This is a genomic window from Nostoc sp. TCL26-01 (assembly GCF_013393945.1).
Taxonomy (GTDB): domain Bacteria; phylum Cyanobacteriota; class Cyanobacteriia; order Cyanobacteriales; family Nostocaceae; genus Trichormus.
This window is the reverse complement of the sequence record NZ_CP040297.1, coordinates 1,894,785-1,909,576: the sequence shown is the minus strand read 5'-3', so window position 1 is coordinate 1,909,576 and position 14,792 is coordinate 1,894,785. Positions and strand designations below refer to the sequence as shown.

Sequence of the window (14,792 nt, the reverse complement as noted above, 5' to 3'; positions counted from 1 at the left end):
GCGTACAATCAGTCGCAAAAATAAAAATTCAGAAATTTTAGGTAAGCCAATAACAGCAGAGAATAGAAAAAAGAGTGGAATTTGTATTGCATAATCCCACTTAGTTATAGTCTTGACTTATTCATAATGACAAGTGGTTCTTGTTAAAAGTAGTTGGCTGTGATTTGAGAGGTTGTTTAAAAAGTCAAAAATTATACTAGAAATTCCTCTACGTAGAGCGTTTGCGTAGCGTGTGCTTTGCACTCAGCGCTTCTCGTAGAGTACTTCTCACGCCAGTTGCTACAACGGGGAAAAAAAATACGCAACGCACTGGCTCCCCGACACGGAGAGAGGCTTTGAAACCCTTATTTTCTTGTTCCCCTTCCCTAGTAGGGATGGGGGAAGGGGTTAGGTTTTTGAGATTTTGGTGTTATACCAATTCACAAAAATCCTGATACATATAGCTTACTCGTTGGGTATTGTCCGCCCACCGTTAAAACGGTGGTCTCATAGCTTAAGTCCATTAAAATGGACTCTGATATTCAGTCCTCTTGAGAGGACTTTAGCTATGAGACAGGGATTTACAATCCCTGACGGACTGACGGACTCACGTATTTGTATCATTATTAAAGTGAAATGGTATTACGCATGATACTTTTCAAACTCATATCTTGCACCAGGCGACTGGAAGTCGCGGCTACACAGGCAAAACCCGCCTGCGCGGGTTTCAAACCCTTGATTTTGTGTTAGTCCGCGTAGGCGGTGAGACCAGTCCTGTAGGCGGGTCTCCCGCCGTAGGGAACTGGCGTTAGCGTAGCGGTAGCGAGCTTGTGAGCGTCAGGGACTTTGTTTGTATAGCCGCGATTTCTAATCGCTAGGGCTAGGTGCAAGATGTGAGCAAACAAAGTTAAGGGACTAAACAAGTAGTTTGAAAACACGTTTCATCAAAAAAGGTGGGTTTAACCCACCTCGTAATTTATAAAAAAGTAAAAGGTCAAAACCGGACTAGGCTAAACTAATTCCCTTTTAGACAAGGTAATTTTCCCTATCCCCTATCCCTTATCTCCTGTTCCCTATTTCCTACTACCCAACCATTTGGCGGCGGCTATACCGATAATTCCTGCGACTACAGGATTGCTGAGAAATTTAATAATTCCTGGTTGTTCTGCTAACACTTCTCGGAAAATGTCAGGGTGGTTGTGGTAAGTAAATGATGCTAGTTTGCTGACATCATCAGCGTTCATCCGGTTGGGATTGTGAGTAGAAAGGCCTAATTGCTGCTCTAGGTGGCGATCTTCTAATCCCCGTTGTTTTAAATGTTTAAAGAAAGCACGAGCGACATCATCCCGTTCATTGGGTTTAATTTGGGCGATCGCTTTTTGCAATTCCGGCTCCATTTGACTGGAGGGAATTTGGTCTGGATGCAAGGAACGACTAAACAACTGACGACGTTGATCTGGAGTTGTCCGTTGAGCGAAATCGTCAAAAGTTTCGTACTCATTTCCTGTGGTGGAAGTGTCATCTAGAGATTCGACATTTCCTTGAGCCAAATCCTGCATGATTTGTCTTCTGTATTCTTCACTGCTTGTCACTTTTCTCTTCTCCTTGTATCAGTACAATTAGAGGCAATAGGAAATAGGCAATAGGCAATAGTAAGATGGCTCTTAGATTGAAGATTTATAGCTGTCTCAATCCCCAATCCCTAATCCCCAATCCCCAATCCCCAATCCTTAGGTATACTGAATCTGGTTAGTTTGAACGTCGTAATTCGCCTTCAAAATTAGTTTTTTATCAGGCCCGTAAACCAACACAGTCAAGTCTTGATTGGGAAAATTCTTGCGAAAACCTTGTGCTAAAGATTTTGCTAATGGGCGCACTTCGTTGGGGCGTACTTGACGTGAAATCACAACTCCTAACTTGTTGTTGTCACGTACATAAGCATCTTGAACTAAGCCTTCAGATGTCTGCACCACCCAATTACCAAAACTTTGCCCTGTGGGAGTGTTACCCCTTTCTAGTTCCGAATAGGTAACATTTCTCCCGATAGCTGATGGTGTAGTTGTGGTTGGGCGATCGCTTTGAGCCACATTTCCACTACTACAAGCAGTAGTAATCATCAATGCTAAAATCAAGACAGCAGTGGTCAAGATTTTTCGCCCCTGCTGAAGCAGAATCATCATTTATACCTCCTATTTCTGTACATTTAATAAGTGCTAATTTATTGTTTAAAATTAATAGCAAATCATATTGAGAAAAAATGTAGAGATATGATTGATCACATCTCTACAAAAACCTAATAACTGACCTCCATCTCCCAAACTAAAGCCTCTATCATTAGGCTCCTAAAAATTATTCAAGACTGGCAAATGTCATCTACATGAAAAGTAGATTTAGTCAATATTTTTCTTGACGTTATCTTTGACATCTTCGATACCGTGGCGGACTTGGCTTTCGGCTTGTTTTGCTTTGCCTTCTGCTTTATCTTCAGGATCACCAGTCACGTTACCTAAAGCCTCTTGAGCTTTACCTTCAATATTTTTAGCGGTTGCTTTAGCGCGATCTTCTAAGCTCATTTTTGACTCCTATATTTTATTGATTTCAGTTCAAAGTTTTATGTGACTTTGAGTTTTTTCTTACTCTTGTAATCTAGCTTGAATATTTTCTCCAAGCCTTCTGTCACAGGGTATATTAGTTATCTATGCAAAAAGAGTGAACTTTTCGGCGAATCTGCTAATTATCAAAAAAGAATTCAGGAGTCAGAATTCAGCATGAATTCTGTACGACTAGCGGATGTAGCTTGCTTCTCCGTAGGAGTATAAGTGGGTTTAAGACCCCCGCTAAATCGTTCGCGTAGCGTCTCTGAAAGAGAAGATTTAGCAGTCTTCAATTAGCGGCTCTTCTGAATCCCCCACTAATTGATTCTGACTCCTGAATTCTGGCTTCTGAATTCTTCTTCAACAAATATCCATATGAAATTAGCCCCCGAATTCGTAAATAAGCTGGGTAGAGAAAGATTGATTAATTATTTTGTGTTACTTCCAAATAAATATGCTCTAAACGCACAGGTTGACGAGCAATTGCCTCAATATTTATCCCAGCAAACCGGGCAAGAATTTCTGTTAATTCCAATTGTTCTGGTAACCAAAAAGCTAACTCATTCCCATAACGCCTATGAGTGAAGCCGTAAGATTGTGCGCGGGCGATCGCTGCTGCTGCTTGTGTAGTTTGGATGACTAAAATTTCTGACGCGGGAATTAAATTGCGTAACTCAGTTATACTACCTTCAACTAAAATTCTTCCATGTTTGAGAATGCCAATTTTTTGACATAAACGTTCAGCTTCATCTAATAAATGAGTTGTCAATAAAACTGTAATTCCTTGATGTTTCAGTTGCCGAATTAATTCCCAAACTTCATATCTAGCCTCAATATCTAAACCTGTAGTTGGTTCATCAAGAATTACTAACTTTGGTTGATGTACTAATGCCACAGCAATATTTAATCGTCGCTGCATCCCCCCACTCAAGGTTTCTACAGGACTTTTTGCTCTATCCATAAGATTGACAGCTGCTAGAGTTTCTGGCACTTGCTTTTTGCGTGTTTCTCTACTTAAACCGTAAATCTCAGCAAAAAAATGCAAATTCTCTTCACAGGTTAAAGTTTTATATAATAAATTCTCTTGAGGCGCAATACCAATTAATTTTTTAGTAGCTGGTGAAATCGGCTGCTGATTGAGTTTCACCTCACCACCATCAGCTTTTAGCAGATTACAGATAATATTAATAGTTGTAGTTTTCCCGGCTCCATTTGCCCCCAATAAACCATAAATTTCGCCATCAGGAATATGCAAATTTAAACCGTGAATAACTTGGCGATCGCCGTAAGATTTACTTAAGTTATTAATTGTCAACATAGCTTATAATAATTCGTAATTCGTAATTAATAATTTCAGATTATTGGTATTAATGAGTTACTAATTTCCGGCTATGAAATTTTACTTTTGCTCTCTGTGGCTTTATGTCTCTGTGGTTAACCATCATTTATTTAACCACAAAGGCACGAATATATCGTGAGCGAGAAATGCTATAATCTCCTCTCAATTATTAACATTCTTTGATAAGATAACCAACCACCAATCACCATAATTAAGGCAAACCAAAATAGAAAGCTAAAACTTGACATAATTTTCTCAACTCCTTCCCCCTTGGAAGAAACAGCTACCAGCGCTTCATTCATATGATAGATGGGATTATATTTAGCTAGATTTAAGAGAGTTTTGGGAAATAAAGCAGTGGGTAAAAATGCTCCACCCAGAATTAATAAAGGCACACCAAAAGCAGCCACCAAAGAATTCACATCCTCAATGCGGCGTGCCAATTGTGTACCTAAAATAAAACCTAAGCCAACATAAGCAGCAATACTCAAAAGAATAATGATCAATCCTAATAAAATAGAACCTTTAAATGTTGCCCCCCAAAATCCAGCAATGATATATATCAATAATGCTTGACCAATGCCAATGCAACTATGAGCTAGAAAAATTCCTAGAAAATAAGATACACCACTTAAAGGAGAGAGAAACAGCCTTTTTAGGGTTTGCTGTTCTCTTTCAGCCACCACAGTCGCTACAGTTCCACCCAAACAGCTAAAAAACAGCGCCGCGCCTACTAAAGTTGAGGGTGCAGCATAAGCAAAAGCATCAGCTATGGGAAGTTGCGCCCGTTCTGCTAAGATATACCCGCTTAAAGTTAAGACAGAAATCGGAAAAATACTCCAAAAAATTAAACTGCGGCGGCGGCGTAATAGTTCAATTAAAATCCGTCTGCTAATTGCGATCGCTTCACGCCAATACTTCATATTAAAATCTTTGTCCAGTGCTAAGTTCAAATCTAATTTCCCCTTGGTCGCTAACGCCTAAGTCGCCGCGAAATAAGCCAAAAGGTGAGTTTAATCGGACTCCCACACCATAACCGAAGCCGCTTCCCGGTTTACCTCGGACTACCCCAGGTTCCCCAATTACCGTTTTACCAGAACCGAAATCAGAGGCAAAGTCAGTAAACACAACTCCGCCAATTGACTCAATAATCGGGAAGCGATATTCAACAGAAGCCAAGCCATAACTGCGACCACTGGCAACTTTCCCAGAACCATAACCCCGTACAGAATTTAATCCCCCCAGGTTAAAGGCATCAGCCGGAGGAAAATCGCCGATAATTGTGCCTAGTTGCAAATTAACAGCCACCATTTCGGGATTATCGCTGATTTTTTCCTTACCTATCCAGCTGACTGGTAGATACTGAACATAGTTTCCTTGGAGGCGGTTACTAGCAATATTGCCCAGTCCAATAGGGAGTGCTTGTTCACTGCTGAAAGTGAGAATAGAACCTTGGGTAGGATTGTTGCGGCGATCGCGCTCATCTTTACTCACAGCCAAGGATAATGTTAATAAGTCATCAATCCCTGTACCACTAGCAGAAAGGGGATTACCAAATTCATCAGTTTGCACAACGTTGTAATTGCGATTACGCAAACTAATTCTGGTATAGTTGAGTCCCAAAGCTGTATCCCAGTCATCGAAGGAACGTAACACAGCCACAGAACCACCAAATCTGCCTTCCCGGACGCGATCGCCATTCGCTAGTCTGATATCATCATCAAAGGTAGGAGATATTTGGCGATCGCGGAAAGCTTTGACAGTATAACCCAGGCGGTTGGGTTCTCCAGGACGATAGGGACTAGTAAACTGACTAGTAAACTGGATATCCTTACCACTAACTTGAACCGTTGTCAATAATTGGTCATTGAGTCCACTAATATTTGCATCTCGATAACTCACCTGACCATACAAACCTACATCATCATTACTACCTGCACCAAAGTTGAGTGTAGGAAAGCGGCGTTCTCTGATGTCATAAATAATATTCACCCCATTGCCATTTTCTTCAAAAAAGGCCGTGACATCACTCAAAGAATCCAGTTTTCGCAATCGGCGTAAGTCAGCCTGTAGTGTTTCATCCCGAAAAACCTCACCAGGCTGCAATTTCAAAAAACCCAACAGAAAATCTTTTTGTGTGCGTCCAACAATCGGCTGTCCTTGGTCATCCACTGACTGATTTCTGTCATTAATAAACCGAATTTGGATATTCTGGACAATTTTTTGAGAATATTCCCCAGTTTGGGTAACTCCCACATAATCCCCATACATAGCGTATCCGTCAGTGATCACACCATCCACTAAATCTGGCGTATCGGCTGGAGAATTAGCTAACACTGACTCAGATTTCCCACTCACTAACAGCCCCACCACCAAAAACACAACTATTGCAACACGCATATCGGCAACCAGTTAGTGTTCTTAATTTTGCCTTATTTAGTCAGTGTAAGCAACTATGAGTGCTGAGTGCTGTTAGCGGTAGCGGGGCGTTTAGCCCGTGCTGAGTGATGAGGGGATGGGGAGAAACTTCATCTCCTTGTCCCCTTGTCCCCTTCCTTATCTTGCCAAATTTTCGGGAACTGTCTTCTGATGAGTCGCCGTCATAGGCGAAAAGTGAAATAAGAGTTAGGAGTCATCGTTATGAGTTGCTAATTCTAGTCTCTCCTGGGAAGTGGATCTTGCTCCCGTATGCTTACCCTTTTCATTCTGGGGTGAGGTGGTTAACAATGGGTTGAACATATTTTGAGAGATTCAACTTTATGCCGAGAACTCCAAATGAATACGCTGTTTACCTGATGCTAGAAAGTGGTCATCGTGAGGAAGTGCGGTTTCCCACGATTCAGGACTTCCAAAAATGGTATAGTGGTGAACTTGTACCTAAATCTGCTTCCAGCGACTTTATTAGCGTACCGATCAAGAATATCCAGGGCGAGTATATGGTGATCAGACCATCTCGAATTGTGGCCATCCGGGTAGAACCGGTCTTTAGTTCTAGTGTTGAACGATTCAACTAAATGATGAGAAAAACCCTTGCTTTAATTTCCTTGAGTCTGGGAATTGCTTTTGTCAATACGATCGCAGTAGCTCAGGTGATTAATGTTCCGTCACCAATCCGCAAAAGTCCTGAGCTACCACCAACTGAGGTTCAGCCTCCACTCAAACTAGTGGCAATTGGTAATGGCTGTGTTAACCGCAATCCTTGTTTAGGTTGGGATGAGCAACTTTTTGGTAGTGTGGGTAAACCAGGCGATCGCCGAGCATTGCTAGCAGCAATTGACAACAGTTTACGTTATTTGTCAACTGGTACTGCCAGCCGAGTGTATCAAAATTATCCAGTTAAAGGTATTACATTGGCTCGTGTGCGTCGGAGTTTAGTCCGTTTCCGGCAATTAGTTGTCAATTCTCAATCTACTGCTCAACTACAAGCTGCTGTTCGACGAGAGTTTGCTTTTTACCAGTCTGTAGGTAATGATGGCAAGGGTACGGTGAAGTTTACTTCTTACTACGAGCCTGTTTATAACGCTAGTCGGATTAAAACTTCCGTATATAAATATCCCTTATATCGACTACCACCTGATTTAAACACATGGTCAAAGCCTCACCCAACAAGGCTAGATTTAGAAGGGCAAGATGGCTTGCTGACAGATAAAAGCCCTTTACGTGGTTTAGAGTTGTTGTGGTTTAGCGATCGCCTAGATGCGTACATGATCCACATTCAAGGTTCTGCCCAAATTCAGTTAGCAAATGGTCAAAGAACTGCCATTGGCTACGCCGGCGCAACAGATTATCCTTGGACTAGTATCGGGCGAGAACTGGCAAAAGACGGCAAACTCCCACTAGCCGGGATGACTTTACCGAAGATGATTAGTTATTTCCGCGAACAACCGCAGGAATTAGATAATTACTTGCCACGCTGGGAAAGGTTTGTCTTCTTTCAAGAAACTGGTAGTAGACCGGCGACTGGTAGTATTAATGTGCCAGTCACCCCAGAACGTTCCATTGCTACAGATAAATCTCTCATGCCTCCAGGCGCTCTTGCCTTAGTTTATACCTCACTCCCCTATCCCACCCCTGGCGGTAATCTAGAATATCGCACCGTCAGCCGTTATGTGTTGGATCAAGATACAGGCAGCGCCATCAAAGGCCCAGGCAGAGTAGACTATTTTATGGGAACTGGTAAACTCGCAGGCGATCGCGCTGGTGTTACAGGCGGCAATGGTTCACTGTATTATTTATTGTTGAAGAAATAGTCAGTTGTCAGTTGTCAGTGGTAAAACACAAACAACTGACGACAACTGAACTAATGACCAAAAACAGAGTTTTCATCTGCACCCTTTTAGCCCTATCATCTGGTTTTTTTGGTGGTTACGTCGGTGGACAAATCACCTTGATGCTGCATAGCCAAAAGTGTCAAAACCAACCTTGGGGCATGAAAGAATTATGTAACGCTTGGGTAAGTCCAGGTGCAATCTGGCAAGGTAGTACAACCGGCATATGGACAGGGACAATTTTGGGAGCGTTTGCCGGTGGTTTAGTCATACGAAGCGATCGCCATTAGATATATAATCATCTTGCTATGAGGTACAGCCATACTTACTTGCGTAGTGCGCAATAGTATCAGTTATGAGTATAGCGATCGCTCAAATCTTTCATACTGCTTTAGCTGCAATCGTGCTACCATTTCTGCCCTTGCAGATACGCCAAGCTTACGAAAAATCCGTTTGAGAGTCTGCTTAACTGTATTTTGACTAATCCACAATTGGGCAGCAATTTGTGCATTTGTGCAACCTTGTGCGACTAAGGCGGCCATTTGCAATTCCCTGGGAGTTAAATATATCTTGTTGTTATAGAAATCTAACTCTGGCTGAAAGCGCAACAGTGCTAATTTGGCAGAAATATGCGCACAGATGGCACTTAATTGTAGTAAATCTTGCGTATTATATGCAGAGGTTCCACTGGTGCGGGCAAATTGCACTGTACCGATTAACTTGCCTTCCCCAACAATCGGCCCAGTCATGATATGCTCATGGTCATAAATTTTGCCACAACCAATTTGATATAATTCACTCTGCTTCCAAGCTTCTTCCGTAAAAATAATTTGTTCGTGGGCTGGTGCATGATGGGAAACCACATACTCCATTACTTTATCTATGGTTGCACCAAGCGTAGAGTAATAATCGATAAAACTGTCGGGTAAGCCTTGGAGATAAATACTACCCCGTTGTCCTTGTTTGTCTTGTATGTGAATACCCCAGTGTTGGCTAGCAAATAACTCTCCGGCTACATCCATATAATGACAGCATAATTGCTTTTCTGATGGAGCGATCGCTATTTTCTCAAACAACGTTTGTAAAGTGTGAGACATGATGCAAAATGTACTCAACTGGGTAATTGGCAGCCAATAGATTCAATTCTAGGATAGCTGTATTAGCGACAGCATCAGGAATTTAAGTATGACAAGTCAAATCAAATATACGATTGGGTTAGTAATTTATCCTGATATGACCCAGTTAGATATTACTGGGCCACATCAAGTTTTTTCATCAATGCCGAATACGCAAGTTTTGCTATTGTGGAAAACTCTAGAACCTGTTGTCAGCAACGGTGGGCTGACAATTTTACCGACTACTACCTTTGATGAATGTCCCCAATTGGATGTGGTGTGTGTCTCTGGCGGTGTCTTTGGCGCAGTGGAGATGATGCAAGATATTCAGGTGTTAACATTTTTGCAACAGCAAGCACAATCAGTTAAGTATGTCACGGCTGTGTGTACTGGTTCTCTCATCTTAGCGGCTGCGGGATTACTGCGTGGATATCGTGCAGCTTGTCATTGGGCATTTCGGGAACACCTACAATTAATGGGTGTACAAGTAAGTAACGAACGAGTTGTAGTTGATGGCGATCGTATCACTGGCGGTGGCATAACAGCTGGTATTGATTTTGCCTTAACTATTGCAGCTTTGTTGTGTGGAGAAGATACTGCTAAATTTATAGAATTAATGTTGGAGTATAATCCTGCTCCACCTTTTGGCGTTGGTTCACCTGAAAAAGCTGGTTCTTCCTTGGTAGCAGCCGTTTTAGATGTAGCACAACCTTTAATTGCCGCATCAAATGCAGCTAGTAAACAAGCGGCTACTGTTTTAGGTGACTGAGAATTTCATGATGGGGCAAGTTGCATATAGCGGTATTCACTTGAATGATACCAATTTCCTTTAAATGTGAACAGTAGAGACGTTGCAATGCAACGTCTCTACATAATTTATGTGTATCATGATTAACGTGAAATGGTATGAGATACAGAATTGACCACAAAATTCATACACTAATAGACTTTCAACCCTGTTACCTGTTACCTATTACCTGTTACCTGCTATAAATATGGATTTCATACTGATTTCATGTTCGTCTGCAAAACTTAGTAATGAAACTCATGTGAAGTATTGACTCTCTACTAAAGTGGAGAGTCCACAATGGAATCAGAAAACTGTTTTGGAGATGATATCTATGCAACTCCCATCCTTAAAAAATAGCTTTGTAGCGTTGAGCTTTATAGCGTTGACATCTTTAACTGCTTGTTCTCCCAGTTCTCAAGCCCAAAATCAAGACCCCAAACCTACTACCAATTCTAGCAATCAGCCGCAGATGAATCACGGTGGTGGCATGAATCACCACATGAATATGGATTTAGGCCCAGCCGATGCTAATTATGATTTGCGGTTCATTGATGCTATGATGATGCACCATCAAGGGGCAGTAGACATGGCAAATGTCGCCCTGCAAAAATCTCAACGCCCGGAAATCAAAAAACTAGCAGCCAATATTATCAAATCTCAAAAGCAAGAAATTTCTCAGATGCAGCAGTGGCGAACAGCTTGGTATCCCAATGTCGGCAATCAACCAATGGCATATCATACCCAAATGGGTCACATGATGGAGATGACACCTGAGCAAAAGCAAGCGATGATGATGAGCATGGATTTAGGCAAGGCTGATGGTGAATTTGACTTACGCTTTATCAACGCCATGATTCCCCATCATGAAGGCGCTGTAGTTATGGCTAAAGATGCTTTGAATAAGTCTCAGCACTCGGAAATCAAGAAGTTATCCCAAGCAATTATCCAGGCACAAGCAGCAGAGATTCAGCAAATGCAACAGTGGCGCAAAGCTTGGTATAACCAGTAGTGATGGTTTGAGCGATCGCCTAAATCTACACCAATACAGAAGATAATCTTGTTAAATGTTGTTGCAGTTATGATTGCCATCATCTTGTTAGGTTCCTCTCAGTGGAAAAAATGTGTAATTATTACTAACTGTAAGAGACATTTCTAACCATAAGAGTAAACTAGGTGTTGATGCACCATCTACCACAACCAACGAAACAGAACTGTCATGGTATCACAGCCGCAATTTCTGTGATCTTCGGGATAGGTGCGATAATTAGCACTGTTAATCCGACCCATGCTCAAGTTATTCAGGATGGCACGCTACCAAACAATACCAATGTCACAGCCGTCACGGATAAAGCCGGTGATGTTACCTTCTCTATCGATGGTGGAACATCAGTAGGTAAAAATCTCTTTCACAGTTTTACCGAGTTTTCCTTACTTAAAGGTCAAACTGCTATATTTATCAATCCTCGACAAGTTGAAAATGTTTTTAGTAGAGTTACTGGTGGCAAAGCATCTAATATTGATGGTCTAATCCAATCCAACAGTCGAATTAATCTATTTCTCATTAATCCCAACGGCATTATCTTCGGTTCTCATGCCAGTTTAAATATCGGTGGTTCTTTTATTGCCACTACTGCCAATAGTATCAAATTTGATCATGATGTAGAGTTTAGTGCTAAACCCACAGACAGCACATCTCTACTCAGAGTCACAACTCCACTTGGTTTGCAGTATGGAGCTAATGCTGGCAAAATTCAAGCCCAAGGAGAATCAGTATTTAACCCTCTGTATTTCCAGGTTGCCACCAATCAAACTTTCGCATTGATTGGTGGCAACATAGTTTTAGAAAACCTCAATATCAATACTATAGACTATGGTGGCAACATCGAGTTAGGTAGTATAGCCTCGGCTGGTTTTGTGGGTTTGATTCCTACAGACCAAGGTTTTACATTTAATTATTCAAATATACCTGAATTTGGCGATATACAAATATTATCTGGGGCTAATATTAGTAGTCTCGGTGATGTGCAACTGACAGGTAAAAATATCCTGCTCCAAGATGGAATTGTTCGTGGATTCAATAATTTTCTAGTCAATGCTACAGAAAATATCCAACTCATTGGGAAAAGTGAAATTACTATTCCTGATTTACTAGGAACGTCGGGAAATTTAATTGTTAATAGCCGCAATTTACGTTTGCAAGACCAGTCTAGCGTGGGAGTAAGTGGTGGTAATTTAACCATCAATGCCTCAGAGAATGTAGAACTCAAAGGTAATGTTAATCCCCGAAGTTTGTTTGCTAGTCGCATTTATGCTACAGCCTCAGAAAAGCGTATAGACACGGGTAATTTAACAATTAATACCCGTAATTTATCAGTTCAAGATGGGTCACAAATTGTAGCTAATTCTTCTGGTAATGTGCAAACATTCAGTCTGTTTAGTTCTGGTACAAGAGCCAATCTCACTATCAATGCTGCTGAGTCGGTGACATTATCCGGTAGCTTATCTGATGAAATATATCCTAGTGGTTTGTTTACGAAAACTTATGAAGATGGCAATGCCGGAACCCTGACAATTAACACAGGGGTATTACGAATTGACAAAGGCGCTCAGGTGATTGTCAGAAATTTAAGTACAGGTAAAAGTGGCAATTTAAATATCAATGCTACCAAAAAAGTCCAACTGATTGGGACATCTTCTACTGGGTTAATTTCTATTAATGCCAAAGAGATTTCCAACGTAGATGAACCAATATTTGAAACTTCTCTCACACCACAACTGCTGATGCTAGGAATCAGACGCAACAATACTTTACCCAGTGGCTTATTTACTGATACTATCACTCTGGGAGATGCTAGTAGTATCACGATTAATACTCGTGAATTTTTAGCCCAAAATGGCGGGCGAATTAGTGCTGATACTTTTGCTCAAGGGCGGGGTGGTGATTTGACTATCAATGCTGTTGAGAACGTGCAATTAATCGGTACTTCTGCTAATGGAATTGCTAGTGGTTTATTTACTAGAGCCAACCCCAAAATCACTGGCGATGCCGGAAATTTAGCAATTTTCACCGGGGCTTTACTAGTGCAAGATGGCGCACAAATAAGTACTAGTACCTTGGGTGTAGGTAAAGGCGGTAACTTGAGTGTGCAAGCGACTCAGGGCATCAAACTCATCGGCGTTTCTGACCATAGTCTACCTAGTGGTTTGTTTGCACAAACTAACCGTGAAGCCACAGGAGATGCGGGAGATTTAACTATAGATACGACTAGCTTGTTAGTTCAGGATGGCGCACAGGTGAGTGCTAGTACTTTTGGTGTTGGGAAAGGGGGAAATTTGCGCGTACAAGCTACTGAGGGGATAAAACTCATTGGTGTTGCCGATGAAAATCTGGCTAGTGGCTTGTTTACTCAAACTAACCGTGAGGCGACAGGCGATGCAGGAGATTTAACCATAGATACTTCTAGCTTGTTAGTCCAGGATGGCGCGCAGGTAAGTGCTAGTACTTTTGGTGTTGGTCAGGGCGGAAATTTGCGCGTCAACGCGGCTGAAGGTATAGAACTGATTGGTACTGCACCTGATGCGTTGTTTCCTAGTGGTTTGTTTGCTGTGGCTACCACTGGTTCCACAGGAAATGCCGGCAATTTGTTCATCGATACACAGAATTTATTGGTGCGTGATGGGGCGCAAGTATCTGTGGGGACGAATGGAGGTGGTGCAGGTGGGAATTTAACTGTAAAAGCGACCGAGAGAGTACAGTTGATTGGTACTGCCGACAATGGGGCGTTTCCCAGTGGTTTATTTGCCACAGCCACATCAAGCTCGACAGGAGCAGCAGGTAACTTGATACTAAGTACAGATATCTTGCAAATTGAGCAGGGTGCTGGGGTAGCTGTACGCAGTCGCGGGCAGGGGAGTGCAGGCAACTTAGAGATTAATGCTCGGCAAATTCGGTTAGATAATCAAGCTTTTCTGAATGCAGACACTCGTGATAATCGTACTAATCCTAACCTGTCACAGGCAAATATTTATGTGCGATCGCCCAATTTAACTTTACTCAATGGTAGCAGCATCACCACCAACGCCACAGGTAAAAATGTCATTGGTGGCAATATTGATATAGACACTAACACTCTAATAGCTGTCCAAAATAGTGATATTAGTGCCAACTCAGCTAACTTTCAAGGTGGCAAGGTAAAAATCAACGCTCAAACTATTGTCGGTACAAGGTTCCGGAATGCCCTCACCCCAGAAAGCGATATCACTGCCACAGGTGCAACTCCCGAATTGAGTGGTAGCGTAGAAATTACCAGTCCAGAAGTAAATCCCAGTCAAGGTTTAATCCAACTACCAGCAAATGTCATTGACGCATCAACTCAAATCTATCAAAAATGCCGTAGTGCTGGAGCCATAGCCCAAAACCAAAATCAATTTATTATCACCGGACGTGGTGGTATACCCACAAATCCTTACGAAACTTTAGATACAGATTCTGTCATTGCCAATTGGGTAACAATTAATGATGCTAACACGGTGACTCAAAATGCTCCTAATCTGCCAAAGATGACTAATAATTCTGCCCATACCATTGTAGAAGCGCAAGCTTGGGTGGTTGATCATCAAGGTAATGTCATTTTGACAGCCCAAGCACCACAAGTTACACCTCACAGTCCCGCTTTGACGAATGCTGTTTGTGCTGGCTAAAAGTAC

At 41.8% G+C, this 14,792-nt stretch carries 13 protein-coding genes; 6 read left to right on the top strand and 7 right to left on the bottom strand.

Annotated features, from left to right (window positions below):
• Positions 1–1,052 precede the first annotated feature (1,052 nt).
• The 6 genes from FD725_RS08140 to FD725_RS08115 form a co-directional block, all read right to left on the bottom strand.
• Positions 1,053–1,571: a hypothetical protein gene (locus FD725_RS08140; protein WP_179047656.1), complete on the bottom strand. Its 519-nt coding sequence runs from the start codon at positions 1,569–1,571 to the stop codon at positions 1,053–1,055.
• 138 nt (positions 1,572–1,709) lie between these two features.
• Entirely contained in the window at positions 1,710–2,156 is a 447-nt protein-coding gene (locus FD725_RS08135) for a hypothetical protein (RefSeq protein WP_179051475.1), read from the bottom strand.
• A gap of 213 nt (positions 2,157–2,369) precedes the next feature.
• The gene (locus tag FD725_RS08130) at positions 2,370–2,552 is read right to left on the bottom strand and encodes a CsbD family protein (RefSeq protein ID WP_179047655.1); all 183 of its coding nucleotides are present in this window, start codon (positions 2,550–2,552) and stop codon (positions 2,370–2,372) included.
• 445 nt (positions 2,553–2,997) lie between these two features.
• The gene (locus tag FD725_RS08125) at positions 2,998–3,891 is read right to left on the bottom strand and encodes an ABC transporter ATP-binding protein (protein WP_179047654.1); all 894 of its coding nucleotides are present in this window, start codon (positions 3,889–3,891) and stop codon (positions 2,998–3,000) included.
• Positions 3,892–4,061: 170 nt separating this feature from the next.
• Entirely contained in the window at positions 4,062–4,835 is a 774-nt protein-coding gene (locus tag FD725_RS08120; protein WP_179047653.1) for an ABC transporter permease, read from the bottom strand.
• Between the two features lies 1 nt (position 4,836).
• Positions 4,837–6,312 carry a BamA/TamA family outer membrane protein gene (locus FD725_RS08115; RefSeq protein ID WP_179047652.1) on the bottom strand — a complete coding sequence of 492 codons (1,476 nt, stop codon included), beginning with the start codon at positions 6,310–6,312 and terminating at the stop codon, positions 4,837–4,839.
• A 359-nt stretch (positions 6,313–6,671) separates the two neighbouring features.
• Here FD725_RS08115 and FD725_RS08110 point away from each other — a divergent pair, with 359 nt between their 5' ends.
• Genes FD725_RS08110 through FD725_RS08100 form a run of 3 tightly spaced genes read left to right on the top strand, consistent with a single transcriptional unit; the run spans position 6,672 to position 8,470 of the window.
• Entirely contained in the window at positions 6,672–6,926 is a 255-nt protein-coding gene (locus FD725_RS08110) for a hypothetical protein (RefSeq protein WP_179047651.1), read from the top strand.
• 3 nt (positions 6,927–6,929) lie between these two features.
• Positions 6,930–8,162 (top strand): murein transglycosylase A, encoded by a 1,233-nt coding sequence (locus tag FD725_RS08105; RefSeq protein WP_179051474.1) that lies wholly within the window; start codon positions 6,930–6,932, stop codon positions 8,160–8,162.
• Between the two features lie 53 nt (positions 8,163–8,215).
• The gene (locus FD725_RS08100; RefSeq protein ID WP_179047650.1) at positions 8,216–8,470 is read left to right on the top strand and encodes a hypothetical protein; all 255 of its coding nucleotides are present in this window, start codon (positions 8,216–8,218) and stop codon (positions 8,468–8,470) included.
• A gap of 63 nt (positions 8,471–8,533) precedes the next feature.
• On the opposite strand, the gene FD725_RS08095 is transcribed toward FD725_RS08100, so the two are convergent.
• Positions 8,534–9,277, bottom strand: a complete 744-nt coding sequence (locus tag FD725_RS08095; protein ID WP_179047649.1) for a helix-turn-helix transcriptional regulator — start codon at positions 9,275–9,277, stop codon at positions 8,534–8,536.
• A gap of 88 nt (positions 9,278–9,365) precedes the next feature.
• Between FD725_RS08095 and FD725_RS08090 the strand changes: the two genes are divergently transcribed.
• From FD725_RS08090 to FD725_RS08080, 3 genes are all read left to right on the top strand, one after another.
• Entirely contained in the window at positions 9,366–10,064 is a 699-nt protein-coding gene (locus tag FD725_RS08090) for a DJ-1/PfpI family protein (protein WP_179047648.1), read from the top strand.
• A gap of 352 nt (positions 10,065–10,416) precedes the next feature.
• Positions 10,417–11,094: a DUF305 domain-containing protein gene (locus tag FD725_RS08085; protein ID WP_179047647.1), complete on the top strand. Its 678-nt coding sequence runs from the start codon at positions 10,417–10,419 to the stop codon at positions 11,092–11,094.
• Positions 11,095–11,264: 170 nt separating this feature from the next.
• Positions 11,265–14,786: a filamentous hemagglutinin N-terminal domain-containing protein gene (locus FD725_RS08080; RefSeq protein WP_218653158.1), complete on the top strand. Its 3,522-nt coding sequence runs from the start codon at positions 11,265–11,267 to the stop codon at positions 14,784–14,786.
• The last annotated feature ends 6 nt before the right edge of the window (positions 14,787–14,792 follow it).

Coding starts and splice junctions, on each gene's coding strand:
- FD725_RS08135 (WP_179051475.1), bottom strand. CDS start 2,156: ATGATTCTGCTTCAGCAGGGGCGAAAAATCTTGACCACTGCTGTCTTG.
- FD725_RS08130 (WP_179047655.1), bottom strand. CDS start 2,552: ATGAGCTTAGAAGATCGCGCTAAAGCAACCGCTAAAAATATTGAAGGT.
- FD725_RS08125 (WP_179047654.1), bottom strand. CDS start 3,891: ATGTTGACAATTAATAACTTAAGTAAATCTTACGGCGATCGCCAAGTT.
- FD725_RS08120 (WP_179047653.1), bottom strand. CDS start 4,835: ATGAAGTATTGGCGTGAAGCGATCGCAATTAGCAGACGGATTTTAATT.
- FD725_RS08115 (WP_179047652.1), bottom strand. CDS start 6,312: ATGCGTGTTGCAATAGTTGTGTTTTTGGTGGTGGGGCTGTTAGTGAGT.
- FD725_RS08110 (WP_179047651.1), top strand. CDS start 6,672: ATGCCGAGAACTCCAAATGAATACGCTGTTTACCTGATGCTAGAAAGT.
- FD725_RS08105 (WP_179051474.1), top strand. CDS start 6,930: ATGAGAAAAACCCTTGCTTTAATTTCCTTGAGTCTGGGAATTGCTTTT.
- FD725_RS08100 (WP_179047650.1), top strand. CDS start 8,216: ATGACCAAAAACAGAGTTTTCATCTGCACCCTTTTAGCCCTATCATCT.
- FD725_RS08095 (WP_179047649.1), bottom strand. CDS start 9,277: ATGTCTCACACTTTACAAACGTTGTTTGAGAAAATAGCGATCGCTCCA.
- FD725_RS08090 (WP_179047648.1), top strand. CDS start 9,366: ATGACAAGTCAAATCAAATATACGATTGGGTTAGTAATTTATCCTGAT.
- FD725_RS08085 (WP_179047647.1), top strand. CDS start 10,417: ATGCAACTCCCATCCTTAAAAAATAGCTTTGTAGCGTTGAGCTTTATA.
- FD725_RS08080 (WP_218653158.1), top strand. CDS start 11,265: ATGCACCATCTACCACAACCAACGAAACAGAACTGTCATGGTATCACA.